This is a genomic window from Okeania sp. (assembly GCF_035285525.1).
Classification (GTDB): domain Bacteria; phylum Cyanobacteriota; class Cyanobacteriia; order Cyanobacteriales; family Microcoleaceae; genus Trichodesmium.
On record NZ_JAYKGW010000157.1, the window covers coordinates 21,326 to 46,710 of the forward strand.

Annotated in this window: 19 protein-coding genes; 15 read left to right on the top strand and 4 right to left on the bottom strand. The window is 31.4% G+C overall.

The features are described from left to right. The first annotated feature begins 1,071 nt into the window (after nucleotides 1-1,071). The 8 genes from VKJ25_RS14955 (at nucleotide 1,072) to VKJ25_RS14990 (ending at nucleotide 9,599) form a co-directional block, all read left to right on the top strand. A complete protein-coding gene (locus VKJ25_RS14955; RefSeq protein WP_324237431.1) occupies nucleotides 1,072-1,857 on the top strand; it encodes a COP23 domain-containing protein in 786 nt (261 codons plus the stop codon). A 6-nt stretch (nucleotides 1,858-1,863) separates the two neighbouring features. After that, nucleotides 1,864-2,799 carry a S1 family peptidase gene (locus VKJ25_RS14960; protein ID WP_324237432.1) on the top strand — a complete coding sequence of 312 codons (936 nt, stop codon included), beginning with the start codon at nucleotides 1,864-1,866 and terminating at the stop codon, nucleotides 2,797-2,799. Nucleotides 2,800-2,922: 123 nt separating this feature from the next. Continuing rightward, on the top strand, nucleotides 2,923-4,449 hold the full coding sequence (locus tag VKJ25_RS14965; protein WP_324237433.1) for a tetratricopeptide repeat-containing S1 family peptidase: 1,527 nt from the start codon (nucleotides 2,923-2,925) through the stop codon (nucleotides 4,447-4,449). A 1,047-nt stretch (nucleotides 4,450-5,496) separates the two neighbouring features. Then, the gene (locus VKJ25_RS14970; RefSeq protein ID WP_324237434.1) at nucleotides 5,497-6,978 is read left to right on the top strand and encodes an MBOAT family O-acyltransferase; all 1,482 of its coding nucleotides are present in this window, start codon (nucleotides 5,497-5,499) and stop codon (nucleotides 6,976-6,978) included. Between the two features lie 141 nt (nucleotides 6,979-7,119). Further along, nucleotides 7,120-7,293 (top strand): hypothetical protein, encoded by a 174-nt coding sequence (locus tag VKJ25_RS14975; RefSeq protein WP_324237435.1) that lies wholly within the window; start codon nucleotides 7,120-7,122, stop codon nucleotides 7,291-7,293. Nucleotides 7,294-7,464: 171 nt separating this feature from the next. Continuing rightward, nucleotides 7,465-7,656 carry a hypothetical protein gene (locus VKJ25_RS14980; protein ID WP_324237436.1) on the top strand — a complete coding sequence of 64 codons (192 nt, stop codon included), beginning with the start codon at nucleotides 7,465-7,467 and terminating at the stop codon, nucleotides 7,654-7,656. A gap of 114 nt (nucleotides 7,657-7,770) precedes the next feature. Continuing rightward, nucleotides 7,771-8,229, top strand: coding sequence for a hypothetical protein (locus VKJ25_RS14985; protein ID WP_324237437.1), 459 nt, complete (start codon nucleotides 7,771-7,773; stop codon nucleotides 8,227-8,229). Nucleotides 8,230-8,375: 146 nt separating this feature from the next. Further along, the gene (locus VKJ25_RS14990; protein ID WP_324237438.1) at nucleotides 8,376-9,599 is read left to right on the top strand and encodes a hypothetical protein; all 1,224 of its coding nucleotides are present in this window, start codon (nucleotides 8,376-8,378) and stop codon (nucleotides 9,597-9,599) included. 507 nt (nucleotides 9,600-10,106) lie between these two features. On the opposite strand, the gene VKJ25_RS14995 is transcribed toward VKJ25_RS14990, so the two are convergent. Beyond that, nucleotides 10,107-11,024, bottom strand: a complete 918-nt coding sequence (locus tag VKJ25_RS14995; RefSeq protein ID WP_324237439.1) for a lysylphosphatidylglycerol synthase transmembrane domain-containing protein — start codon at nucleotides 11,022-11,024, stop codon at nucleotides 10,107-10,109. A gap of 781 nt (nucleotides 11,025-11,805) precedes the next feature. Between VKJ25_RS14995 and VKJ25_RS15000 the strand changes: the two genes are divergently transcribed. Next, nucleotides 11,806-12,801, top strand: coding sequence for a glycosyltransferase family 2 protein (locus tag VKJ25_RS15000; protein WP_324237440.1), 996 nt, complete (start codon nucleotides 11,806-11,808; stop codon nucleotides 12,799-12,801). Between the two features lie 632 nt (nucleotides 12,802-13,433). On the opposite strand, the gene gatB is transcribed toward VKJ25_RS15000, so the two are convergent. Further along, entirely contained in the window at nucleotides 13,434-14,918 is a 1,485-nt protein-coding gene (gatB, locus tag VKJ25_RS15005) for an Asp-tRNA(Asn)/Glu-tRNA(Gln) amidotransferase subunit GatB (protein ID WP_324237441.1), read from the bottom strand. 347 nt (nucleotides 14,919-15,265) lie between these two features. Here gatB and VKJ25_RS15010 point away from each other — a divergent pair, with 347 nt between their 5' ends. Next, nucleotides 15,266-15,436: a hypothetical protein gene (locus VKJ25_RS15010; RefSeq protein WP_324237442.1), complete on the top strand. Its 171-nt coding sequence runs from the start codon at nucleotides 15,266-15,268 to the stop codon at nucleotides 15,434-15,436. A gap of 81 nt (nucleotides 15,437-15,517) precedes the next feature. Further along, nucleotides 15,518-15,682 (top strand): hypothetical protein, encoded by a 165-nt coding sequence (locus tag VKJ25_RS15015; RefSeq protein ID WP_324237443.1) that lies wholly within the window; start codon nucleotides 15,518-15,520, stop codon nucleotides 15,680-15,682. A 55-nt stretch (nucleotides 15,683-15,737) separates the two neighbouring features. Here the strand turns inward: VKJ25_RS15015 and VKJ25_RS15020 are convergent, their stop codons facing one another. Next, complete coding sequence (locus VKJ25_RS15020; protein WP_324237444.1) at nucleotides 15,738-17,168, bottom strand: cupin-like domain-containing protein; 1,431 nt, start codon at nucleotides 17,166-17,168, stop codon at nucleotides 15,738-15,740. A 507-nt stretch (nucleotides 17,169-17,675) separates the two neighbouring features. Continuing rightward, nucleotides 17,676-18,536 carry a 2OG-Fe(II) oxygenase gene (locus VKJ25_RS15025; RefSeq protein WP_324237445.1) on the bottom strand — a complete coding sequence of 287 codons (861 nt, stop codon included), beginning with the start codon at nucleotides 18,534-18,536 and terminating at the stop codon, nucleotides 17,676-17,678. 500 nt (nucleotides 18,537-19,036) lie between these two features. On the opposite strand from VKJ25_RS15025, the gene VKJ25_RS15030 reads away from it, so the two are divergent. The 4 genes from VKJ25_RS15030 (at nucleotide 19,037) to VKJ25_RS15045 (ending at nucleotide 25,058) form a co-directional block, all read left to right on the top strand. Then, on the top strand, nucleotides 19,037-19,639 hold the full coding sequence (locus tag VKJ25_RS15030) for a hypothetical protein (RefSeq protein ID WP_324237446.1): 603 nt from the start codon (nucleotides 19,037-19,039) through the stop codon (nucleotides 19,637-19,639). Nucleotides 19,640-19,665: 26 nt separating this feature from the next. After that, complete coding sequence (locus tag VKJ25_RS15035) at nucleotides 19,666-22,668, top strand: OmpA family protein (protein WP_324237447.1); 3,003 nt, start codon at nucleotides 19,666-19,668, stop codon at nucleotides 22,666-22,668. Between the two features lie 9 nt (nucleotides 22,669-22,677). Beyond that, nucleotides 22,678-23,199 carry a Rab family GTPase gene (locus VKJ25_RS15040; protein WP_324237448.1) on the top strand — a complete coding sequence of 174 codons (522 nt, stop codon included), beginning with the start codon at nucleotides 22,678-22,680 and terminating at the stop codon, nucleotides 23,197-23,199. Nucleotides 23,200-23,510: 311 nt separating this feature from the next. Further along, nucleotides 23,511-25,058: a sensor histidine kinase gene (locus VKJ25_RS15045; protein ID WP_324237449.1), complete on the top strand. Its 1,548-nt coding sequence runs from the start codon at nucleotides 23,511-23,513 to the stop codon at nucleotides 25,056-25,058. Nucleotides 25,059-25,385 lie beyond the last annotated feature (327 nt).

Genomic DNA, 25,385 nt, shown 5'->3' on the forward strand with positions numbered 1-25,385 from the left:
TTACAATAACAAAGACAACAATAACTGATAATTATTAACCTAGTTTTGGAACCTAAAATTATTAATAAAAACTATATATAAATGATTTAATTGGCAATGTATTTTGTAAGCATTTAGTCTTCAGCTATTTAGGCTTTTCTGAATAAATATAAAAGCTTTTAGATATAAAGTTTTGAGGATTTTTAGGTAGGTCAAAAGTGCAAATTCTGAGGTTGGGAAAGCACGGTTCCCGAAAAATCCTAAATTTAGGATTTTCCCCTAACTATGGCAGAAAATAAAGGGATAATTTTTATGATTATATCCTCTATAAATCTTGATTCTTTTTGATTCTGTAGAGACCTTGGGTAAAGGTTTCCCTACCTACTTCCTACTACCTCTCTCAATCAAAAGACTTTTTCAGTAATACCTATGTATTTGAGTTTGATAAAAAAGCTTTATTGGTTGAAGTAAATTCAATTTTACTATCAAAGAAGACTTTAAAGGTTATTTTCATTGAAAGCTATTTTCAAGTTTAGATTAGGATTTGCTGTTGGCGCGACATTCCGCAAAAATAGCCGACAGTTAATAGCTGAATGCTTACTGTATTTTTTTTAAAATATTTTGTAATTATTCAGTCGTCAACTATGAGTTATTAGCTTTATTAACTATGATTTAAATTCAAGATTAGCTTTTTTTTATTCAATTATCTACTTGAAAATATGTAAGGATTCATCCTTCAGCTATTAGCTATCAACTATTTGTAATTCACTCATTATTCCACTAGAGGAGCATTATCCATAAAGGAATATTCATGGTTATTTTGGTACAGTATTCCGTAGGAAATGAAATTGGTAATAAAACCTAACCTTAGTCATTACTTCCCACATTCAAAAGCTGATAGCTGAATGCTTATGAAAATATAGTAGAACACAAGAATGAATCGACCAAGAGAAAATTAACTTGAGTATTTCAAGCCTCTGGCTTAAGTAAGAGGTAATGATAACTGATAACTGAAATGACAGATTATGGCTAAATGCTTAACATTAAATCAAATACTTTTCCGGAATCATAGTAAAAATATTGAGAAATTAGATGAAGGTTTTATTAACCATAATTATTCATGAATTATCAATTATTAATTTAGTAAAACCTGAAATAAAAATATCTCAATATTTAGTAGCTATGAAAATCAATATTTGCACAAAAATCATCCTAGCATTTGCCTTATGTTTTGGGATTAATTTAACTCTCAATAATTCCGCTTTTGCTAGACCAAAGCCTCAATTAATTTGTGAATTAAAACCGCAATTATGTCAAGAAAACCAAGAAACTGTGTGTAAAGAAAATGAAAGTTGCCATCAAAAAGCACTAGAAAGTTGCCAGCAACATAATCCAAATTCCTGCGAAAAAACACAGTCTGTAGTTGAAGAAATTCGACCTGAAATTCGACCTAATAAATTTTATTGTGAACAAGGTAAAAATGGTATTCCAACTACTTTTGTTAAAACACCACAAGGTACTTATCCAGTCATTCGTTGGGTTTCTAATTATTTCTTATCTGCTGGATATACTCCCATGACTCGTTGTCGTCAAGTATCAAATAAATTTCAATTATTCTATGATGATGAGAGACTAAATTACATTACGACTGGCATTGTTAATCGTCAACCAGTTGTTTGTGTTTCTAGTAAAAATGGTGGTCCTTGTCAAGGAGTATTATTTACTCTTAAACCACAACAAAATGCTAGTCAAACAATTCAAAAATTATTTGATATTCGAGTTGGTGCTTCTACAGGTCCCCTGTATGAAAGTAGTTCCCGTTTCTATTTAAACTTCAATGATTATTTAAAGAGTTTAGCAAACCAGAGAATGGAGTAATATTTGGTGAGTCTGCGATCGCTAATTTTAGCAACTTATATTAATAGTGGTTTATTTTTTTTGCCTATACAAATGTTGCCTCAAAAGTTTTCTGAGTTGGAAAGTTTGGCAACTCAAATCCCAATTCAAAATTGTGTTGAATGTAATAATTTTTGCACGATTAAAGAACTTAAAAGTATAGCTAAATCTATCACTGTTAAGATTATTTCGGAAACTGGTTGGGGGTCAGGAATTATTTTGAAACAGGAGGGAGAAGTTTATACAGTTATTACGAATCAGCACGTTTTAAATACTAATAATAACTCTTATCTTATTCAGACTCCAGATGGTATTTTTTATCAGGCAAATAAAATAGAAAATGAAAATTTTCAAGGAAATGATTTGGCTTTATTAGAATTTCGCAGCACTCACTCAATTTATGCTGTTGCTTCTCTGGAAAATTCTACTACTCTTTCTCTAGGAGATAAAACTTTTGCTGCTGGTTTTCCTACTTTGGAAAAATCTGAAGACACAGAATTTTTATTGACTAGAGGAAGAGTTTCAATTTTGTCTAAGCAACCTTTAGAAAAGGGTTATCAAGTTGGCTACACTAATGTTGTTAAAAAGGGTATGAGTGGGGGTCCTTTACTGAATATTTACGGACAAGTAGTTGGTATTAATGGAATGCACGCTTATCCTTTATGGGGAAATCCTTATGTATATCGTGATGGTTCTGAACCAACTTTAACTTTGCGTCAAAAAATGAGTCATTTAGCATTTGCTATTCCTATGGAAACTGTGGCTAAGTTGGCTCCAAATTTTGCATCTATATCGACTATTAAATTTGATGAAACTGTTAGTATTAAATTTTTAAATTATTTGTTTTTTGATGATTTTGGTGAATTACTGAACTGGCAGTTTTATCCATATATTTTGTCTACTTCGTGTCATGGAAATAGTTGAATAATTAATAATTACCTCTTCTTATTTAATAAGTAGAAACTTTTATGGCGCTATAGGCAACATAATTTCTGACTTTCCTCTAGAGATAAATTTAGTAAGCAGAAATTTTTATTATAAAAAAATATGAAATTTAAGAATTTTTTACGGAGCTTCGTCAAATTTTTACTCCCTATTAAACCCTTACTTATAACTTCTTCTTTATTACTAATTCCTGCTACAACAATTGTTTTCAAACAACCTGTTGCTTTAGCCTTAATGGCAGATCAAATAAAGGAAATTTCTACAGAATTTACAGTATTAATTGATGCTATAAATCCCGCTTCCGGAATAATTATTTCTCATAAAAAAGATACTTATTATGTTTTAACTGCAAAGCACGTTGTCGAAACTCAAGATGAATATGCAATTATTACTAAAGATGGAGAAAGATACGAAATTGACTATCAAAGAATCATTAAATTACCAAGAGTTGATTTAGCAATTTTAGAATTTCGGAGTAATAAAAAATATCAAATTGCTACTTTAGCTAAATATGATTATCAAGCAGAATTTCGTCATGTTTTTGTCTCTGGTTGGCCTGAGTCGAGATTACCTTTTGCAGAAAGAGAACATTTATTTAGTCCTGGTTTATTAATTAATGAAGATTATGAATTAGCCTTTATTAAAGATCCGGTTTCTAATGGTTATGAACTTTTTTATAACAATATTACGGAGTTAGGTTTAAGTGGCGCACCTGTTTTAGATACTCAAGGAAGAGTAATTGGAATTCATGGTGCTTCTGAAGGTACAAAAATTTATGATGAAGAATCTAATTCAGTAGCAAGAGTAAATATTGGTTTTAGTTATGGCATTCCCATTAATACTTTTTTAGAATCAGTAAATAAGTTAAATATTGGGTTAAATTTTCAACTAGAAAATTCACCCCCACCACCACTAACTAGAAAAGAAGTTTTTTCTATAGAAGCTTATTTAAAAGTTCCAGAAACAACAGATATTTCTAGTGCAGCAGCATGGGCAAATCGCGGGAATCATTTATATAGATTAGAAAGATTTGCCGAAGCATTAGTAGCTTTTGAACGTTCCATAAAAATCAGGGAAAATTTTTATCCAGCTTGGTATGGAAAGGCAAATGTTTTATCTGCTTTAGGTAGATATAATGCAGCAATAGATGCTTATAAAAAGACAGTAAAAATTAAACCAGATTTCTATTTAGCTTGGCGAGACCAAGGAGCTTTATTTGCTTATTTAGATCGACCTCATGAAGCATTAATATCTTTTCATCGAGTAATTACATATAAGCCAGATGATTTTGCAGTTTGGTATCTGAAAGGGAATGTTTTAGCAGCCAATTTGCAGAAATATGAAGAAGCGATCGCTGCCTATAATAAGGCAATTCAATTAAAGTCTGATTTTGCGGATGCTTGGATAGGAAAAGGGGAAGCTTTTTATCGTTTAGGAAATTATGAAAAAGCTAGAGAAGCTGTTCAAGAGGCAGTGAGACTTAAGCCTAACGATCAAGAAATATCAAATTTTTTAAATTCTTTGAATAAAGATAATTTGCCACAACATTCTGTAGAGTTAATACCAAATCAAAGAGAAGTTGAAAGAAGAAGTTATCCTCCTCGTAAACAACCTAATTTATTGTGGTAATAAAGTAAGCATTTAGCAGTTAGTTAGCCTCCTACTGAGGCGGAATTCAGATATTGTTTTTGGTTTGAGATTTAGACCTCTCCTTGAAAACTATATTTTATCAACATATCTCTTGAAATAGAATTTTATAATGGATAGCTTTAAAGGCAGGATATTATTACTGACAGCTAATAGCTAAATGCTTAGTTAGTAAATATAGCATTCAACCTTTACCAAAGATTTATAGTAATTTTCAATTTTATGTAATAAAATAAAAACTAGGATAGCTCAAAGGAAAAATAGCGTAAGCATCCAGCTATTAGCCGTCAGCAAATCCTATCTAAGATATAAAAATGGCTTGAAATGAATATAACCTTTAAGGTCGCTTTTGATAGTAAGATTCAATTTACCTCAACAAAGCCAAGCTTTTATCTCAAAATAAAATAAATAGCTGACTGCTAAATGCTGAGTGCTGAATGCTTACAAAATAGCAGACTGCACTATCAGGGTAAGCATTTCCTGGGAGCTATTAGTCGTTATCTCTTCCTGCGGAATGCTGCGCAAACAGTAAACCCTATCTAAATCTTAAAAATGACTTTAAATAAATTAGAACTTACGCACCAGACGCTATATGTGGCTTCCAAAACTATTGCGCAATCGTTTTTGAACTCTATAGATAGTACCTTTGCGTAAGTCCTGTGAATATAACCTTTAAAGTCGGTTTTGATAGTAACATTCAATTTACCTCAACAAAGCCAAGCTTTTATCTCAAACTAAAATAAATAGCTGACTGCTGACTGCTGACGATGCAGAATGCTTACTTATCAGATAAGATAAAAAAATATTGTTCAGATCTAATTGTAAGCAGTCAGCCATCAGTCATCAGCTTTATTAACTTTAAAAGAGGAAAAAGAAATCAGCTAGATTTCCGAGAATTATAGAGTATGGTTTATTAATGAATAATGGATGATTACGTCATTTATTAAAAAGGTGATATTAATTAAAAAGCTTAGAGCTAACGGCTAATAGCTGGATACTTGCAGACAATTAGGGAAATAGTGATTAAGTATGTTATTTAACTCTTATGTTTTTATATTTGGTTTTTTACCTTTAACTTTGATTATATTTTTTGCTTTAACTAAGTTTCGCTTAATTAAAGCAGCTAAGGTTTGGTTGACTGCTAGTTCTTTCGCTTTTTATGGTTATTGGAATGTTGCCTATGTTCCTCTACTGATAATTTCAATTTTATGGAATTATCAAATGGGTAAATTTATTGCTGAAGCTAAACCAGAAAGTAAGAAAGTAAATGTTTTACTTTGGTTAGGTATAGCTGTAAATTTAGTAATAATTTCCTATTATAAATATGCCAACTTTTTCTTAGATAGTTTTAATTCAGTAGTTTCTACAAATTTCAATGCTGGGGAAATTATTTTACCTCTGGCAATTTCTTTTTATACTTTTACTCAAATAGCTTATTTAGTAGATGCTTATCGTGGAGAAACTAGAGAAACTAATTATGATTTACTCACTTATAGTTTATTTGTAGTTTTCTTCCCTCAATTAATCGCCGGACCTATTTTACGTCACGATGAACTTATTCCGCAATTTCGTCAATTGCGTAATTATGTTTTTTCCCAGAAAAATATGGCTTTGGGTTTGAGTCTTTTTAGTTTAGGATTGTGTAAAAAAGTATTGATAGCTGATACTATATCACCTTGGGTAACACTAGCATTTAATAATACTTCTGATTTGAGTTTTATTGAAGCCTGGGTAGGGGCTTTAAGTTACACTTTTCAACTATATTTTGATTTTTCTGGTTACTCAGATATGGCAATAGGTTTAGGGTTAATGTTTAATATTAAATTACCCATTAATTTTAACTCTCCCTACAAAGCTACTTCTATTAGTGATTTTTGGCGACGCTGGCATATTACTTTATCAAATTTTCTGAGAGATTATCTATATATTTCCCTGGGTGGAAGTCGTCGCGGAGAAGTTCGTCGTTATACTAATCTTTTAACAACAATGCTATTAGGTGGATTATGGCATGGTGCTGGTTGGACTTATGTAATTTGGGGAGGTTTACATGGTATCTATTTATGTATTAATCATGGTTGGCGAAAGTTAAATATTCCGATGCCAAAATTATTAGCATGGGCAATTACTTTTATTTCTGTTATTATTAGTTGGGTGTTATTTCGAGCCGAAAATATTCAAGATGGTTTAGATATTTTACAAACAATGACCGGTTTTAATGGAATAGCTATACCAGGAGAAGCTAAAGGGAAATTATCTATATTAACTAATTTTGGTTTTCAGGTTAAATCTTGGTCGGAATTAACTTATTTGCCAGAACTTTGGGGTAGTAAAACTTTCTCAATATTGACTTTAATAGCTTTAACTTTTTCTGTAAGTTTTCTACCAAATACTCAGGAAATTTTAGCAAAGCTAAAACCTACTTGGTGGTGGGCAGCTTGGATTGGTATTTTGACAAGTTTAGCTTTATTATCACTGAACCGTGTGTCTGAGTTTCTTTATTTCCAATTTTAATTTTTTAGAGAAATTATGAGTATTAATAATCAGGTTAATTCTACTTACTATCAAGCTTTAAATGCTGAGGAATCAGAGAAAAATGCAACAAATAGAAAAAAATATTACTGATATAATTGGATATTTTTACTGTCGGCATTTATGCCTGTAGTAACTGTAGGAATATTGAATATAATTGTCGATCCTTACGATGTATTTAATACTCCTAATTTCCTGGGAATAAATCATTCAAAACCTCGAAAAGATAATAGCGATCGCCTTTATAAAGCAATTGATATTATTCGGTCTAAACCTGTAACAGTTTTGATGGGTTAATCTAGGACAGAAAATGGTTTAGACCCTAATCATCGAGCATTAAAAAATTAGCAACCTATCTATAATTTAGGGCTGAGTTTCATTAATACTTATGAATTAAAACCTTATATAAAACATGTATTCGCTAATCAAAAAGAATTAGACTTGATTATTCTGGGGTTAGATTTTTTTATGTTTAACAAATTCTTGGAAAATCAACCAAGTTTCTCGGAAAATAGATTAGAAAAGCAGAATATATCCCTAGTAGATTTTATCAACGTTACCTTTTCTTCAGATATGCTTTTAGCAAGTAAAGAAACCATAGTTGATAGTCAAAAAAATCCACCAGATAGTATTAGTTATGAAGAGAGTGGATTTATCTGATCTCGAGAACGCTATCGTGACCAAAAAACAACTCAGGTGCTATTATTTAACTCTAATATAAAGTATTATTATAAATTTTTTACCAAATATCAATTACCTACTCAATTAATTGAATTGAAAAAAATAGTAGACTTTTGCAAACAAAAACAAATAAAACTAATAGTATTCATTTCTCCTTCTCATGCAACTCAATGGGAAATTATTAAAAATGCTGGTCACTGGTCAAGCTTTGAAGAATGGAAACGTGAAGTTGTAAAAATTACCCCTGTATTTGATTTTTCTGGATACAACACTATCACAACTGAACCTATTCATAATAATATGGAAAATTATACAGAAAATTCTCATTATACTCCCAAAGTAGGGAATTTAATTCTTAACCGAATTCTCTCTTACAAAGAAGAAGAACTTCCAGAGGATTTTGTAATTTTAATTAATTCAAAAAATCTTGAATCTCATCTAGAAAAAATTCGTCAAGACCGAGAAGTTTGGGTGAAAAATAATCCTGATGAAGTGAACTTGGTAATAGAAATTAAACAAAAATATGATGCTTCACTAGCAAATAAAAATTAGATGGAAAATTGATGTTAGTTTAAATATACATTAGAATCGGAAATCAATTACCGGGTGCATCTCAACTATTTACAAAAATACTTTTTTTCTATTCCCTAAAAGCGATAAATTTTTGGCTTTCTTGAAAATTGAGATGCACCTAAATTATGAATATCAATAACAAACATTATCCTAACTATTCCCTAGTTTCATATTCCCAAAAATCAAAAAAATATCGTAGATTTAATTGGATATTTTTACTGTCGGTATTTTTCCCTGTAATTACAGTAGGAATATTAAATATTATTGTCAATCCTTATGATGTATTTAATACTCCTAATTTCATCGGAATAAATCATTCAAAACCTCGGAAAGATAATAATGATCGCCTCTTTAAAGCAACTGATATTATCCGAATTAAACCTGTTACAGTTTTTCTAGGTTCCTCCAGAGCAAAACGCGCTCTAGACCCAAATCATCCTGCTTTAGAAAATCATCATCCAGCTTATAACTTAAGCATTGATAACCCCAATATTTATGAATTACGACGCTATTTAGAACACGCGATCACTAATCAGGAAAAATTAGGTTTAGTGATTATCGGATTAGATTTTTTTACGTTTAATTCATTTCAGGAAAATCAAGTGAATTTTTCTGAAAATAGATTAGAAAAACAGCATATTTCTGCCAAAGATTTTATTAATATCACCTTTTCTCTAGATGCATTGTTGGCAAGTAAAGAAACAATAATTGATAGTCGTAAAACTCCAGCAAATAACCTTGGTTACGGAGAAAATGGATTTATGCCTGAGTTAAATGTTGACCCTGAAAAAACTCAGCAGAGATTTAACCAACTTATCAGTTACTATGTAAAACATCGATATGCCAGATATCAATTATCTGCTCAATTTTTAGATGAATTAAAAACAATAGTAGATTTATCTGAAAAAAATCAAATTAAGTTAATATTATTTATTTCTCCTTCTCATGCGACTCACTGGGAAGCAATGAAAAGGAAAGATAAATGGTTAATTTTTGAAGAATGGAAACGTGAAGTTGTAAAAATTACCCCTGTATTTGATTTTTCTGGATACAACAGTATCACAACTGAACCTATTCATAATAATATGGAAAATTATACAGAAAATTCTCATTATACTCCCAAAGTAGGGAATTTAATTCTTAACCGAATTCTCTCTTACAAAGAAGAAGAAGTTCCAGAGGATTTTGGAATTTTAATTAATTCAAAAAATCTTGAATCTCATCTAGAAAAAATTCGTCAAGACCGAGAAGTTTGGGTGAAAAATAATCCTGATGAAGTGAACTTGGTAATAGAAATTAAACAGAAATATGATAGGTCACTGACAGATAAAAATGAGATGGCAAATTGATGAGAATAGGGAATAGGGAATAGGGAATAGGAGATTATCAAAGAGTTTCAGAATTGATACCATTTTTCTGTAACAATGCACCTAATAATTCTTACCAAGACCTGAATTTTTCAACAACTATTACCTTTTTATTAAGTGCAACTTCATGGAGAAATGGTATTAGAAATTTCCGCGTCCTTTGCTTTGACTATTATATTAGTTCAAATTACTTGAACTCGGAAATAAATTAAGTGCCTAGGGAAAATTAACTTGCTAATTTTATTACCAAATTACTGACAAGAAAAATATTGCTTTTAGCTGAAAAGTTTACCAATTTTTTTACTTTTTAGGTAAGCATTTCCTGCAAAATACTGTGCAAACAGCAGTCAGATCGAGTGCAATAAAAATGCAAGCTTTCTTTTAATTTATACTACATTTTTAATCATAAATTTTGAGTTTTAAACCCATATAATTTGTGACAGGAAGTTATAAATTTTTCTTGAAAGCTGACTGCTGAATGCTGACTTTTTAGTTTTGACTTTTTTGTTCCAACCAAGCTAAACCAGCAGCAAAAGTTTCAGCTAAAACACTAATCAACCGATAAAATGCAATAGCACTTAACAGAATACCAGGAGAAAATTTATGCTCTAGTAAAGTTAAAGCAGTGACTTCAAATACTCCCACACCTCCAGGTGCTCCAGGTACAACTAAACCTAATAACCATGCTAAACTAAATGCACTAAATATTAAAAAAATTTGATTCAATTCAACAGAATTAAAAGCTAATATAGTCAGTAAAAAGCCAAAACCTCGAATCAATACAAAACAAATTTCTCCCAGAAAAGGCTTCACTAAATACCGCTCTAATTTTAATTCAGTAACTGGCTGAATATCAGCAGATTTTTTACCTTTTAATTTGATTTTAGCTAAGTATTTAATTACTGGGTTTAAAACTCGTGGATGCAGAATAGAAACTACTGCCAAAAAACACAAAAATTGTATAAACCAGCTTTCTTGAGTAGAACCAATTAAAGCAACTCCTAAAGCAGATGCAGCCATTAAAAGTGGTTCTATTAAAACACTTAAAATTGCAGTTTCAACAGGTATTCCTGCTTGTTTTGTGGCATTAATTCGACCATAAAAATGCCAAATATTTCCTGGCAAATACTTAGCAATATTTGTGAGTAGATAGACTCTAATTGCCCACCGTAAATTAACTTTTTGATGAAACTCTTTAATAATCCCAAACCAGACAACTGCTGACCATACATGAGCCATTATTGTGACGATTAAAGCAACTCCTAAACTTACCCACCCAGAATCACTAATCCTAATTTCTAGCACTTGTTCCCAGTTGTCTTTAAGAGTTTTAACTAGGAAAAATAGAGTTACTCCTAAAATAACCCATCGGAGATAAGGTTTAATACTCGACAGAACTTTTTTCATAAAGTAAAAAATAACTTAATTGATAACTTCGTAAGCATTCAGCAGCCAGGATTCAGCTACTAATTCATTACCTTTTGAGAAAGAATCAGTATTGAGGTAAGTATTTCCTGCGGAATGCTGCGCAAACAGCTCCTAGCATTTTCTACGGAATGCTTTCAGCTTTTGTCAAGAATAAAGGAATTATGAGGTTAGCTGACGACCAATTTAATTTCCTTTCCCTGGGAATGGCAGGCAAACAGAATGCTTCGTAAACATAACTTTGAATTCTCGTTATTAGGCTAATTTCTTCTTTGATATAATAATGAGTTAATGACTTAAAGCTGATAGCTGGTAGCTGACTGCTGAATGCTTACTTATTGAGAAATTTAAGGAGAATTATAAAGTTTTGGAAAAAACTAACCTTGACAAAGGAAAGTATATTTTCTATTCTTAACAAAACACCTAAAAGATGACCACTAATAGCTAAATGCTTACATAACTTCTAACTCTTTACTTTTCTTCTCTAAACTGTCTTAGTATTCAGTGTAATTATTTTTTATTCAACTTATAAATCCGTCAGCATTCACCACTTATCACTCATATATCAGCTTATTAAAAAGATATGTTAATATAGTATTGCATCTTCAATATGATGAACGAAAAGTTGGGACATGGAATCAAAAGGAAAAAGTATATAATGTCCAAACTAAAAATAAAAATATGTTCAGAATAATGATAACAGACAGGGAAAAAAATCAGATTTTTTTGTGTTAATAGTTAAACTTCATCCCAATACAGTTTAATGAAAATAAATAACCATATACTAGATTTATCTATAGTCGTACCAATTTATAATGAAGTAGATAGTATTCCTTGCCTGCTGGAAACTATTTCTACTATTTTAAAGCAAAAGAACTATGCTTATGAAATTATCTGTGTAGACGATGGTTCTCAGGATGGTTCGACAAAACTCCTCACAGAATTAGCTCAAGAACGTACAGATTTAAAAGCAGTAATTCTTCGTCGAAATTATGGGCAAACTGCAGCTATGGCGGCAGGATTTAAGTATGCTACGGGTAAAGTAATTGTGACTTTAGATGGAGATTTACAAAACGATCCGGCAGATATTCCACTATTATTATCTAAACTGGATGAAGGTTATGATTTAGTTAGTGGATGGCGAAAAAATAGACAGGATGATGCGGTGACAAGACTACTTCCTTCTAAAATTGCTAACTCGATAATTGGTAGAGTAACGGGAGTAAATTTACATGATTATGGTTGTTCTTTAAAAGCTTATCGTTCGGAGTTAATTGCTGATATGAATCTCTATGGTGAATTACATAGATTTTTACCAGCTTTGGCTTTTATTGAAGGGGCAAGAATTACAGAAATTCCTGTTAATCATCATGCTCGTCGTTATGGTAAAAGTAAGTATGGTTTAGGGCGAACTTTTCGAGTTGTGATGGATTTATTAACCGTATTTTTTATGAAGAAATTCCTCACTAGACCTATGCACGTTTTTGGAATGTTAGGTTTAGTTTCTGGAGGGATAGGGTTATTATTGGGTATTTATTTAACCATTTTAAAATTTGGCTTTGGTGAAACTATTGGCGATCGCCCTCTCCTAATTTTGGTTGTGGTTTTATTACTAGCTGGTTTACAATTATTTAGTTTTGGTTTATTAGCAGAGTTACTGATGAGAACTTATCACGAATCTCAAAAACGACCAATTTATCGAGTACGAGAAGTTGTTGGTAAAAGTTCATCAGAAGAATTTCTGCAAAATTCTAATTAGGGTTTGCTGAAAAAATAGAATCTTGGAAGGGTGGGGAGTGTGGGAAGTGTGGAAAAAAAGAAATAGTGGGAGGAATAATTTTTCCTTGATTTTTCTACTGTTGGTTTGGTGAAAATCCTAACTTTGTTGGTAATTTTAGCTGGAAAAGTTGCACTTTTACGTTTCCCGATAAATGGAGACTTTAAAAAGGCTATAAATATTAGTATGTAAAGACTTTTATATTTCCATACGCGAACCCTAATTAATGAGGTTTTGCTGAATAATGTCTTTTTGCTAAGGTAGGGAAGGGAGTAAGGACGTTCTATGGAACGTCCCTACAAAATCAAGATCAATGGGGGTTATAGAAAAGTTGGTTGTTCATAATAGTCAAAGTAATTTGTCTACCATAATTAACCCAAAATTTGTACTTTTTTTGCTCTAAAAAGACTCAAACTTTTGTCAAATAAGCATCTTAATCTATGAGAGCTTTATCACTAGGTCAAGAAGTTGAGTTGATTCTTTTTTTATACATACAGAATATTTCCGACAAATTGGTGTTATTATTATCATTTTGCCTGCTATATGTTACCTGACAAGAATCGGGAATACTATACAATACTCCTCTAAAAAACCGACTTTTAAACCTTAAAGTTTTACCCTTCTAATTTCTTACTAATTAATTGATTTGTCATCTTAGGATCGGCACGACCTTGGGTTTTTTTCATCACTTGACCAACAAAGAAACCTTTGAGTTTTTTCTTACCGCCACGATACTTGGCTAATTCTTCTGGATGTGCTGCTAAAACTTCATCAATAATTGCTTCTATTGCCTTAGTATCTGATATTTTAATTAGACCTTTTTTCTCTACTAATTCTTTAGGTGAACCACCTTTTGTTAATAATTCTGGCAAGATATCTTTGGCAATTTTTCCACTGATAGTACCATCTTCAATAATTGTTACTAACTCAGCTAAATTTTCAGGTTTCAAAGCAATATCATTAATACTAATTTTTTCATTTTTCAAATAAGCAGTAATATCTCCCATCACCCAGTTAGCTGCTTGTTTAGAATTTCCACCTGCTGCCACTGTTGCCTCAAAATATTGGGCTACATTACAATCATCAGTCAAAACACGAGTATCATAAGCAGATAAACCCAACTCACTTTCATAACGGTGACGTTTATGCGCCGGTAACTCTGGTAACTCACTTTTCCAAGTATCTAACTGTAGACTTGATACTTCAACAGGGGGAAGATCCGGTTCTGGAAAATAACGATAGTCACTAGAACCCTCTTTAATCCTCATGCTAATAGTACGTTGAGAACCCTCTTCCCAGAGTCTAGTTTCTTGAACAATTTTTTCCCCTGCTTCAATAGCTTCAGTTTGCCTTTCTATTTCATATTCGATCGCCCGTTGTATAGCACTAAAAGAGTTCATATTCTTAATTTCCACTTTTGTGCCAAATTCTTTTTGTCCTACAGGTCGCACCGAAACATTCACATCACACCGCAGGGAACCTTCCTGCATATTCCCATCACTTACACCCAGATAGCGGACAATACGTCTTAATTCTTGAGCATACTCGGCAGCTTCTAGTCCAGAACGCATATCCGGTTCTGATACAATTTCTACTAATGGTACACCAGCACGGTTATAATCTACCATAGAATAAGTAGAACCAGATAGGCGATCGCTACCTCCATGGACTAATTTACCTGCATCTTCTTCCATGTGTAGTCTGGTGATACCAATTTTTTTACGAGTTGCAGTACCATCTTCTTCTACTATTTCTATTTCTATCCAACCATGTTCGGCGATGGGTAAGTCATACTGAGAGATTTGATAATTTTTCGGCAAGTCTGGGTAGAAATATTGTTTTCGGTCAAATTTACTGTAAGGGGCAATTTGACAATTTAGTGCTAATCCTGCTTTGACAGCGTATTCGAGAACTTTTTGATTGAGTACGGGTAATACTCCTGGCATTCCCATACATATTGGATCGATGTTGGTATTGGGGGTTCCACCAAATTCGGTGGAAGAATTGGAAAAAATTTTGGTATGAGTATTAAGCTGACAATGGGTTTCTAATCCAATGATTGCTTCATATTCTGTTTTAACTTTAACAGTAGTAGTCATTTTAGTTATTAGTTATCAGTTATCAGTACATCTGGCTAAAACGGAGGTTTTAGACTTTATTTTTTAATTAATTTAAAATTATAGCATCAATTGTTCGATGATAAATAAAAATCAAAGAATAAAAAGAATAATTGTTTGTTCAAGAATATGTTGAAATTTGATAGTACATAGAGGTAATTTTGATTCATTAATAAACAATTTATTCTTAATTACTTTGACTAACCTAGTTGGAAAGCGAGTTCCAGATTGAGTTTGTAAATAAATTAATTATCAGCAAAATTTCTATGAAGATAGGCATATTTAGTGTCTGAATCCCAATTTTATCATTGGCTTACTTCTGAATAAACTTGAAAGATATTTTCTGGGTTGGCATTAATTTATATTTGGGATTAAAATTGCATTATTGGTTTACCTCTAAACAAATTTTAAAGATATTTTCTGGTGGAAAAAGGAAGAAGAAAAAGGAAGAAGGTGGAAAAATAGAAAAGGAAAAGATCAAGCTATCTAAAATGAATTAGACCAGCTATTTTTAAGTATATCTGATTAAGACAGACTTTTTTGTAGTATTCTTTTTTTGAAATTGGTATAGCAATCTATTTATGATTGCGACAAATCAAAGAGTAGATCAAAAAACTAAAACTCTTATACCAATTACTAAAAGTAATGCTATATTTCAGCAAGAATTAATATTTACCAAGATTAAAAGTCTATTTTTAACAATGACAATTATTAGTTACTTAGTAATAATTTTTCCTCCTTTTTGAGAAATGATGTTGGCTGTTCCCTATTCCCTATTCCCTATTCCCTATTCCCTATTCCCTATTGCTCTAAATTTGGATTTTGATACTTATAATAATTTGGAAAAATAAAGTTCATCAAAGAAAGAGAAATACTAATATTTAATGATTTAACTTGATGCCACCAACCAATAGGAATAAAAATCATTTCTCCTGGTTCCAAAATTACCTCAATAATTTTTACCTTTTTAAATAAAGGATATTTATTATAGTCTAGATTTTCTAAGTCTACTTGACTAAAAACAGTTTGATAATTATAAACAAAAGGGGTTTGGTCAGGAGAAATAATTCGCCACAGTTTTTTTCCATAAATTTGAGCGCCAATAAGGTTAGTTTGGTCGTGGTGTAATGGAGTAATTGTACCACCAGGACCGAACCATAATTTGATTTGACCTTTAATATTTGAACTGTCTAAAAAATCAGGATAAACATTTATATCATTCAGAAGATGTTGAATTTTGTCTCGTTGAAAATTACGATTACTAGCAACCATATAATAATCGTTAGTATCACCACCATTGAGAATCATATCGACATATTTGCTTAATTTTAATTCTCTTTTGTGTCGTTTTTTATTAATTTCATATTGTGGATTTGAGTTACGATTATCTTGAATTTCTACATCCGCATCGCCATAATTAGTTTTAAAGTATTCTGGATTCCACAAAGACAGAGCTTTCCATTCAGTCATCATATTTGTAATAATAACTGGGGTATTTGTGGCATAATATTTGGTTAAAAATTCCTCTTTGGAAATACAATTTCTACGTTCTATATAATTGGAGTTGGGAGATAGTTGATAAATTTGATGACGGACTTCTAAAATAGACTCCAATTTTCTTAATAATTGAGTCATATTATTGCCTGCTTGGAAATAGGGATTAGTAGTAAGATGATTTAATTCTGCGACAACAATTTCCTCTTTTATTCCTCTTTTAACCATTTCTTGAATAATTAATTTGTCAGGATAGTTGCGCAATTTTCTTTCTGCAATCCATTGTTTAAAATTATCAGGGATTTCAGATTTATTTGGTTGATTTAATGAATTTTGGCTACTGCGTTGATTCTCTATTTCTATAATTTTAGTAGCAATTTTTGCTCGCTCTTTTTCAGAAATATTTTGGTCGTTTAAAACTATTTCTAAAATTTCCAGAGATTTATTAATTAGATTGTTTAGCTTATCTTTAGGTAATATTTCCATCGTCATTTTTTGACTTGAGGGAACAGGGAACACAGAAGGTGGGAACAGGGAATAGAAAAGAACCAAAACAACTATTTTCTTAACATAAAACTTGGGCATTATTGACCAGTTATGTGTAAGTCTTAGTTCGCCTTTTTCTGGAGAAAAATGTATAAAAAAACACATTAGAAGAGCGATCGCTCTTCGCAGTTTTACTGAGCTAGTATGATGTTTTTTTCTCTTCTCCCCTGCTCCCGAATCCCCTGCTCCCACAAGGGTTTCAGGATTTCCTTATCAGGGATAGCGCATCATCGGGGGGAAGTGAACAAAAAGTCTCCCTTTGAAAGGGGAGAAGTGAACAAAAAGTCCCCCTTTCAAAGGGGGATTTAGGGGGATTATCAATGTACCTTACAAGAAAAGGGAAATGCTATATATATTAATCCTATTTTATTCATTTTTTGACTTGAGGGAATAGGTATGGAGGGAACAGGGAATAGAAAAGAACAAAAACAACTATACCTTATAACTTAGGAATTTGCTATATATATTAATCCTATTTTATTCGTTTCCAAAATTTAATTGCTTTTGAGGTAACTGGACAGTGTAAAGTTCTAAGAATAACTATTCCTAGCTAAGGGTTTCAGCCATCTAAAAGTTAGAAACTTTCTACTGAGAACTGTAGGTGCTGTAAGCCTTTACCAATAATACTTTAACCCTTGAAAACAAATATTTTTTTAGGAGAACTTTGTACTCTCCAGTGAGGTAATTATTAATTATTAATTATTCTCGAATCCAACCATTAAAGGTAAAACGACTATGTTCAAATTCTTTAGTCGGACAACTAACTGGTAAGACTTCATGTAAGTAACGACTGGGGAAAAATATAATACTATTATTGTGAGGTTCAATCACTTTAAAATCATTATGTTTAAAAAGATTATTTCCTTGTACTTTAGTTTCATAAATTACTAATTCTCCTCCAGAAAATGATTTTGGTTGTTGATAAAAATAGTAAACATAAGTCATTTTTCTAGTAGCAGTCATTTCTGTATTAGCATCACTATGAATTGTGTAAAAACAACCATCATTATGTGCTGTTAATTGAATAACAATATTAGATACAGAGAAATTTGGATGGTTTAGTCTTTCCAAAACTGAGGGGAGAATTTTTAAGACTTTCTTTTGTATTGATTTGGCAAGTTCGGAATAAAATTTATGGTGCAGAACTAAAGATTGTCTAAATTTATTGACTTGATTGGTACTTTTATTATGTACTGAAGAATCGGTAAAATTATCTTGATTTTTGATGGCAACTTTGAGTGCTACTTCTAGTTCTAGAAATTCCAAGAAATTATAAATTTGTAAACAATTAATTGGTAAAATTTGGGATTGATTATGATTGGAAATAGACTGAGGAAAATTAGGGATAAACTTTGGTATTTTAGGAGTAGCAGGTATAATGATTTTGTTACTAGCTGAAGTTATGGAATTTTGAATATTTGCTTGAGTAGATTGAGCTATTTCTAATATTCGCAAAGCAACTTCTGCTTTTTCTAATAATGGTGTATTTGAGTTATCAAGAATTGTTTCTAGTAAATCAATAGACTTAGTTGTTAACTCTTGTAGTTTATCTACAGACATATAGCAATCCTATTTTATTTGTTTATAAAAATCTTGCTGCTTTTTGGAAATGGGTATGGAGGTCATTTCAGTTATCAGTAGAGAGTGAACCTCCGAATTTAGTCGGAGGCTTGAAATACTGAGTTAAAATTTTTTCATCCCTTTAGAAAGGGAAGCTTTATATCTCTTTTTTTGGTAGAATATTCGGAGTTTATTTCTAGTTTTTGAGTTGTTCTTGTGCTTCAATAATAATTTGTTTAAAAATGTAGTAGTAGTTAAAAGGTAAGTTTTCAGTTAAGAAAGCTTTTATCTCAAGCTAAAATAAATAGCTGATAGCTAAATGCTTACATAGCAAGTAATACCAAATCCATCGCTCGAATGGTATTCAAAATTCTCTCTAACCATTACCCCAAACCCCCTATCACCCCAAAAAGATACTTTTATCAACCGGATTTAGTATAAAATAAAAAAGTAAGTTTTTTTAAGCTTATCCTAATTTAGATAATTCACTAGGAGAAACAATGGCCGAATTAACCAAACTAGAAATGCGTGAAAGATTGGGCAATATTGACAAGATTCGTGATATCATTTTTGGTTCTAAGCTGAGAGAATATGAAAATCGTCTTGATAAGCTAGAATCAGAAGTATCTTCAGTTAAGCAAGAAATTACGAATCAAATAGCACAATTAAAAAGTGCTTTATCTACAGAACTAAAAGTTATGGTTGATTCTATAGACCAAAAAATTATAGGTATAAATTCAACTCTGCAAAACAATCAAGAAGATATTACTGAAACTAAGGAACAGGTTGAACGGGTAAATCGAAAAATTATTGCTACTAAAGAAGGTTTAGAGCAAGTTATTAATCATCAAACAACTTCTTTCCAAGATAATTTGTTACAGAAAAGGGAAAAATTAGAAAGCGATATTAATAGCTTGAAAAATCAAATACTTAAGGAACTTGAGAAGCAATTTTCTTTGCTTCAAAATGGCAAAGTTTCACGGGATGATTTGGCAGAAGTTATGTTTGAAGTTGGCATGAGAATGAAAAAGACTGAGTTTGTAGCTGAACTGACAGAAGCAGCAAATGAAAATTTAGGAACAGCAGCAATTATCAAGTCATAAAACAATTATTAGGTTCTGAGAAATATATGGCTTATTTAGATAGAAAATCTGGTAATAATCAGCAAGGTATAAGTAATGGTCAATCTGTGGAAATAAATACAGAAGCAGTTGAACAATTAGAACGTTTGCTGAATTTATTAACTGACTTGAACTTAATTAGTTTGCCAGTAAAATTAACAGAGAAGTCTATTAAGTCTGATGAGCAAAAACATTTGCTCATCACAGAAACTAATGAGATGGAAAAAAATCATAATTCTCTTCATCAGAATCTTATTAAAGATTCTGTTGAAAATGATGATGATGTTATTGATGTTATTAGTTATCTAGTAGAATTAACGGAGGAACCTATTAAGAATGATGAGCAGAAAATTTTGCTCATCACAGATACTAATAAGGTAGAAGACAATCATAATTCTCTTCATCAGAATCTTATTAAAGATGATGATGAAGTTATTGATAAAATTATATTTGACACTGGCAAAAATTACGTTTTTCCATCTCAAACATCAAACTTTAGTCCTCGAAATTTGAGGAATAAATTCTGTTGTAAATCAACCATAGCTCCTGGTTCCTTAAAGTACAATTTTTACTTTCTAGCAGAATTAACAGAGAAGTATGATGAGCAGAAAAATTTCCTCATCACAGACACTAATGAGGTGGAAAAAAATCATAATTCTCTTCATCATAATCTTATTAAAAATGATGATGAAGTTATTGATACAATTATATTTGATACTGGCAAAAATTACGTTTTTCCATCTCAAACATCAAATCTTAATCCTCAAAACTTGAGGAATAAATTCTGTTGTCAATCAACCATATATCCTGCTTATTTTAAGTATAATTTTCATTTTCCAGGAGAATTAACAGAGAAGTCTGATCAACAGAAAAACTTCCTCATCACAGAAACTAATGAGACCGAAAAAAATCAGAATCCTATCAAAAATTCTCCTAAAAATAAAGAAAAAATTCTCGATCTGGAGAATCAATCTAGTGATTATCAAAAAGAAATACCAACCAGAGAAAAACCATTCTTTATTTCCTCAAAATCATCAGAAATATCAGGGTCTCATCACAAAAATTATACAGAATTAGAAGCTTTTGAAATTTTACAAAATATTCTATTTGGTTCACAAATAGCTAAATTAATTAGAAATGTAAATACTAACCTGAGCGAACAAAAAATTCATCATCTTCAAGACCAATCAAATAATCTCTCCAACCCTGTATTATTAGAAAATTTATTAACATATTTATGTCAAACAGAAGGAAAAAATAAAGAAGCAATAAGTTATGCACTAGCTCCTATATTATCTTCCGCATTAGCAATACAAATAGAGCAAGACGAACAGTCAATCATTGAAGTTTTAGCACCTTTATTGCCAGGATTAATTTCCTATGCAATCAAGAATTATCCTCAAGAAATTGCTAAAGCTATCGGACCAGAAATGGGAGCAGCAATTAGAGAACAAGCGAAAATTGACCGACAACAAATTTCTCAAACATTGGCACCAGAAATGGGAGAAGCAATTAAAGAACAAGTTTTCTTAGAGCGAAATTCCATAATAGATGCTTTATATCCTGTTATTGGAAGTACCATTTCTAAATACATGACAGAAACTATTCGCGAAATTAACCATAAAATTTCACAGACATTTGGTTCCAAAGTCATAAAACGGAAAATTAAAGCAACTTTACAAGGAGTTTCTGAAGCAGAAATTATGCTTTCGGAAATCAATGATTTTAGTGTTAAAGCAATATTTTTAATTCACAAAGAATCAGGTTTAGTAATAGCTGAAGCTAAACAACCTGGACTAGAAAAATTAGAATCAGAAATGGTGGCAGGGATGTTAACAGCTATCCGCAGTTTTGTGAATGATTGTATTGTTCAGTCTGGAGATATTTCCGAGCTAGATGAGATTGAATATGGAGATTCAAAAATTATTTTAGAGGTGGCTGGACATTGTTATTTGGCAGTAGTAATTAAGAGGGAACCTCACAAATCATATATTAAAGAATTACGCCAAACATTTAGCAAGATTGTGATAGATTACGGTCAAGATATTAAGAATTTTTCTGGCGATCCAGAAACAATTCCTAGTTCAATTAAATTACAACTAAAAAAATTAGTAAATGTAGAAGAAAAGCAAAAATCTTCTGATTCTGAACCACCTACTGCTCTCTTAATACTTTGTGGAATAATATTAAGTTTGATGTTAATTCCTTGGGGTATTTATCACTATAGTAGTAGAGTTAATCGCAGTATTGAAGTAAAAACTATTAATGGTTGGGCGAATATTCCGCGGTTAGCTTTTTATAGTTTAAATGCAGAAGTAAAAAGAGGTTATTTAGTTATAAGTGGGAAATTGCCAAATAAAAATTTACGCAATCAAGCAATAGAAATAGCTGAAAAAGAAGCTAATTTTTATAATTTAAAACTAGATAATCAAATAATAATTATAGAAGTACCACCTGACCCCTCGGAAATAAGAGCAGAATTAGAGCTAATCACAAAAGCATTAAATCAAATGAAGGGAGTTTCTATCACAACTAAATATACAGAAGATAAGGTGATAGTAATAGGAACCGTGATGGATGCTGTAGATGCTGAGAAAATAATTGCCAAAATTGAGCAAGTCCCTGGGGTAAAATCTGTTGTTACTGCGATTAAACTAAGTCCACTCACACTGAACAGTCGTATCTATTTTGAGTTGGGTTCAGCTAAACTTCAACCTGCTTATACAGAAACAATAGTTCAAATTAAACAATTTCTCAGTCAACATCCTACAAAATACCTTAAAATTATAGGCTATACAGATCGTACTGGTGGTCCTGATATTAATCAAAAATTGGCTCTTGAGCGAGCAACTATAGTCAGGGATGCTTTAGTTAAGCAAGGAGTGGATGCCAGACGATTGATAGTAACTGGAAAAACTAGCTCTCCTCAAGATGTGGAAGATAATCAACCATTATTATTGAGTAGATGTGTCGTATTTGAGTTGCTTGAAGAAACTGCAGAAGATAACTGACTATAAATTATGATATCGAAAAAAATTTGTCTTGTTGGTGATTTTGGTGTGGGAAAAACCAGCTTAATTCGTCGATTTGTAGATCGACAATTTAGCGACCAATATCTTTCTACTGTGGGAGTGAAAATTTCCAGTAAAGTAGTAAATTTATCTACCACAGAAATAAAAAAAAATAGTTCCTTAAGACTATTAATTTGGGATTTAGAAGGTCATACTAAGTTTAAGGCGATCGCTCCTAGTTATTTACAAGGTGCTAGTGGAGCTATAGTTGTTGCTGATGTTACTCGTCAAGAGACTATAGCTAATCTTTCTGAAAGATTAGAATTATTTTTTTCAGTAAATCCTAAAGGTATCGCAATATTGGCTTTGAATAAATCTGATTTAGTTGATGCAGAGATAATTAATCAATTGCTTTTAAAACTGAATAATCAGGAAGATGAAAGAGTCATTGCGACATACAATACATCTGCTAAAACTGGTGAAAATGTGGATGATATTTTTGATAAATTATCTTATAGGATGGTGAAATAATTAATAATGGATAATGAATAATGAAAAATACCTCTAATAGTTAATGATTTGTTATCCATTGGTAAATAGGATTGAAGCAAATACAGAAATCTCCTAGTTGTAGGGGTTTGGTTTCCAAATCCCTTGATATTTGGGTTTGGAGACCAAACCCCTAGGGTAAAACCTTACAACCTATAACTACTCCCTACTCCCTACCTTGACAAAAAGACTTCCATAACAAACTCTAATAATTTAATTATCAATTTTGTTTCCACCCTTCCCACGCTTCTTACTTCCTTGGAATAAATTAAATCTTTCAGTGTGTACTACCTATGATTAATCTATTTAAAAAACTCTTATCGTCTCGTCAAACAGAGTATTTAATAATTAATTCCCAGCTAAAAATTTTAGAGGTATCAAATGGTGTAAAAAGGTTTACTGAATCTCCAGAATTAGCAGTTCCAGGTGAAAATATTCAAAATAGTTTTCCTGAATTAATAGGCTCGGAAAAAGCATTAAAAGAAGTAATTAGTGGGAAGAGAGAAAGTTTTGAATATGAGGGAATAGCTAAATATTCTAGACAAGAAGATCCCCTATATTTTGATATTATTGTAATTTCTGATTTAGATAATCATTACCAGGGGCGAAACTTAATTGTATTAGTAGAAGATGTTACTGAAAAAATGGTAATGCAGCAGCAGCTAACTCAAAGTGCTAATGAATCTCATCTCTTGTTAAGTGCTTTAACTGCTTCTCAGGATTATATTAATAAAATCATTAACTATATGGCAGATGCTTTATTTGTCACCACAAGTTCAGGAGTAATTAAAACTATTAATCATGCCGCAGAAATTTTATTTGACTATCCAGAAAAAGAGTTGCTAGGTAAAGAAATTTCCCTAATTATTCCCCAAGAAAATTTACTACATAAAGCCCGACAAAAACATTTGCTTTTACAAGGAAAAGTATCTCAAGATGTAGAATTAATTTGTTATAACCAAAGTGGAGAACAAATAATTGTTGAATTTTCTTGTTCAATAATTCAGACAAATGTGGAAGGAGTCAACAATTTTGTTTATATAGGTAGAGATATTACAGAGCGGAAAAAAGAGGAAGAAAAAATACTTCAAGATTTGGAGCAAGAACGAGATATGAGAGAATTAAGGGGTCGTTTTTTCTCTATGGTTACTCACGAATTTGGTAATCCTTTAAATACAGTTTTATTGTCTACTCAAATGCTTCGCTCTTATGAAGACCAAATTACTGAAGAAGAAAAAAGTCAATATTTACTCTTTATTGAAGAATCTACCCAAGAAATGTTGGAACTGCTGGAAGATGTCAGGTTTATTGGTAAAGCAGATGCAGGAAAACTACAATATAGACCAGAACCTGTTGATTTGATTCAACTATCTTCTCATATTGTTAATTCCATGAAAGTTACTGCTAGTGATAAACATATTATTGACTTTAAAGTTGATAATAAATTATCTACAAATTATGAGTTTAAATCTGACAATGATGAGATAGAATTTTTCTTGATGGATGATAAATTAATTAGGCACATTTTAAATAATTTATTGTCTAATGCTATTAAGTATTCACCGACGGGAGGTCATGTAGATTTTCAGTTGACTTTGGATGAAAAAAAAGCTATTTTTTCTATTAAAGATGAGGGTATTGGTATTCCAGTTGAGAGTCAAAAAAATTTATTTGAATCTTTCCATAGAGCAAGTAATGTCGGCAAAATATCAGGAACAGGATTAGGATTATCTATTGTTAAACAGTGTGTAGAGTTGCATGGTGGAAAAATAAATTTTTCTAGTGAAGTTGGCAAAGGAACTACTTTTATAGTTGAAATTCCATTAAAAATATTATCTTAAGATTAGGGAGTAGTTTAATAATTAATAATTAATAATTAATAATTAGGGTTTACTGAATAATTCTTTTTGTACTTGGCAGGGAGTAGGGAGTAGGGAGTGTGGGAAGTTTGGGGAGTTTGGGGAGTTTGGGAAGTTTGGGGAGTTTGGGGAGTTTGGGAAAAAATACTCTATTTGATAAGATTAGGGATTAAAAACTAGGTAGTAAAAAGTAGGAATAAATGTAGGGGTTGTGGGATATGTAGGAAGTGATAAAAAAAATACTCTATTTTATAAGATTATCGAGTAGGAAAGAATCCGGGAAATCTCGAAAGTGTAGAAAGTGCGAAA

Coding starts and splice junctions, on each gene's coding strand:
- VKJ25_RS14975 (WP_324237435.1), top strand. CDS start 7,120: ATGCCTGTAGTAACTGTAGGAATATTGAATATAATTGTCGATCCTTAC.
- VKJ25_RS14980 (WP_324237436.1), top strand. CDS start 7,465: ATGTTTAACAAATTCTTGGAAAATCAACCAAGTTTCTCGGAAAATAGA.
- VKJ25_RS15040 (WP_324237448.1), top strand. CDS start 22,678: ATGATATCGAAAAAAATTTGTCTTGTTGGTGATTTTGGTGTGGGAAAA.
- VKJ25_RS14990 (WP_324237438.1), top strand. CDS start 8,376: ATGAATATCAATAACAAACATTATCCTAACTATTCCCTAGTTTCATAT.
- VKJ25_RS14970 (WP_324237434.1), top strand. CDS start 5,497: ATGTTATTTAACTCTTATGTTTTTATATTTGGTTTTTTACCTTTAACT.
- VKJ25_RS15000 (WP_324237440.1), top strand. CDS start 11,806: ATGAAAATAAATAACCATATACTAGATTTATCTATAGTCGTACCAATT.
- VKJ25_RS14995 (WP_324237439.1), bottom strand. CDS start 11,024: ATGAAAAAAGTTCTGTCGAGTATTAAACCTTATCTCCGATGGGTTATT.
- VKJ25_RS14955 (WP_324237431.1), top strand. CDS start 1,072: ATGAAGGTTTTATTAACCATAATTATTCATGAATTATCAATTATTAAT.
- VKJ25_RS15030 (WP_324237446.1), top strand. CDS start 19,037: ATGGCCGAATTAACCAAACTAGAAATGCGTGAAAGATTGGGCAATATT.
- gatB (WP_324237441.1), bottom strand. CDS start 14,918: ATGACTACTACTGTTAAAGTTAAAACAGAATATGAAGCAATCATTGGA.
- VKJ25_RS15045 (WP_324237449.1), top strand. CDS start 23,511: ATGATTAATCTATTTAAAAAACTCTTATCGTCTCGTCAAACAGAGTAT.
- VKJ25_RS15015 (WP_324237443.1), top strand. CDS start 15,518: ATGATTGCGACAAATCAAAGAGTAGATCAAAAAACTAAAACTCTTATA.
- VKJ25_RS15025 (WP_324237445.1), bottom strand. CDS start 18,536: ATGTCTGTAGATAAACTACAAGAGTTAACAACTAAGTCTATTGATTTA.
- VKJ25_RS14965 (WP_324237433.1), top strand. CDS start 2,923: ATGAAATTTAAGAATTTTTTACGGAGCTTCGTCAAATTTTTACTCCCT.
- VKJ25_RS15035 (WP_324237447.1), top strand. CDS start 19,666: ATGGCTTATTTAGATAGAAAATCTGGTAATAATCAGCAAGGTATAAGT.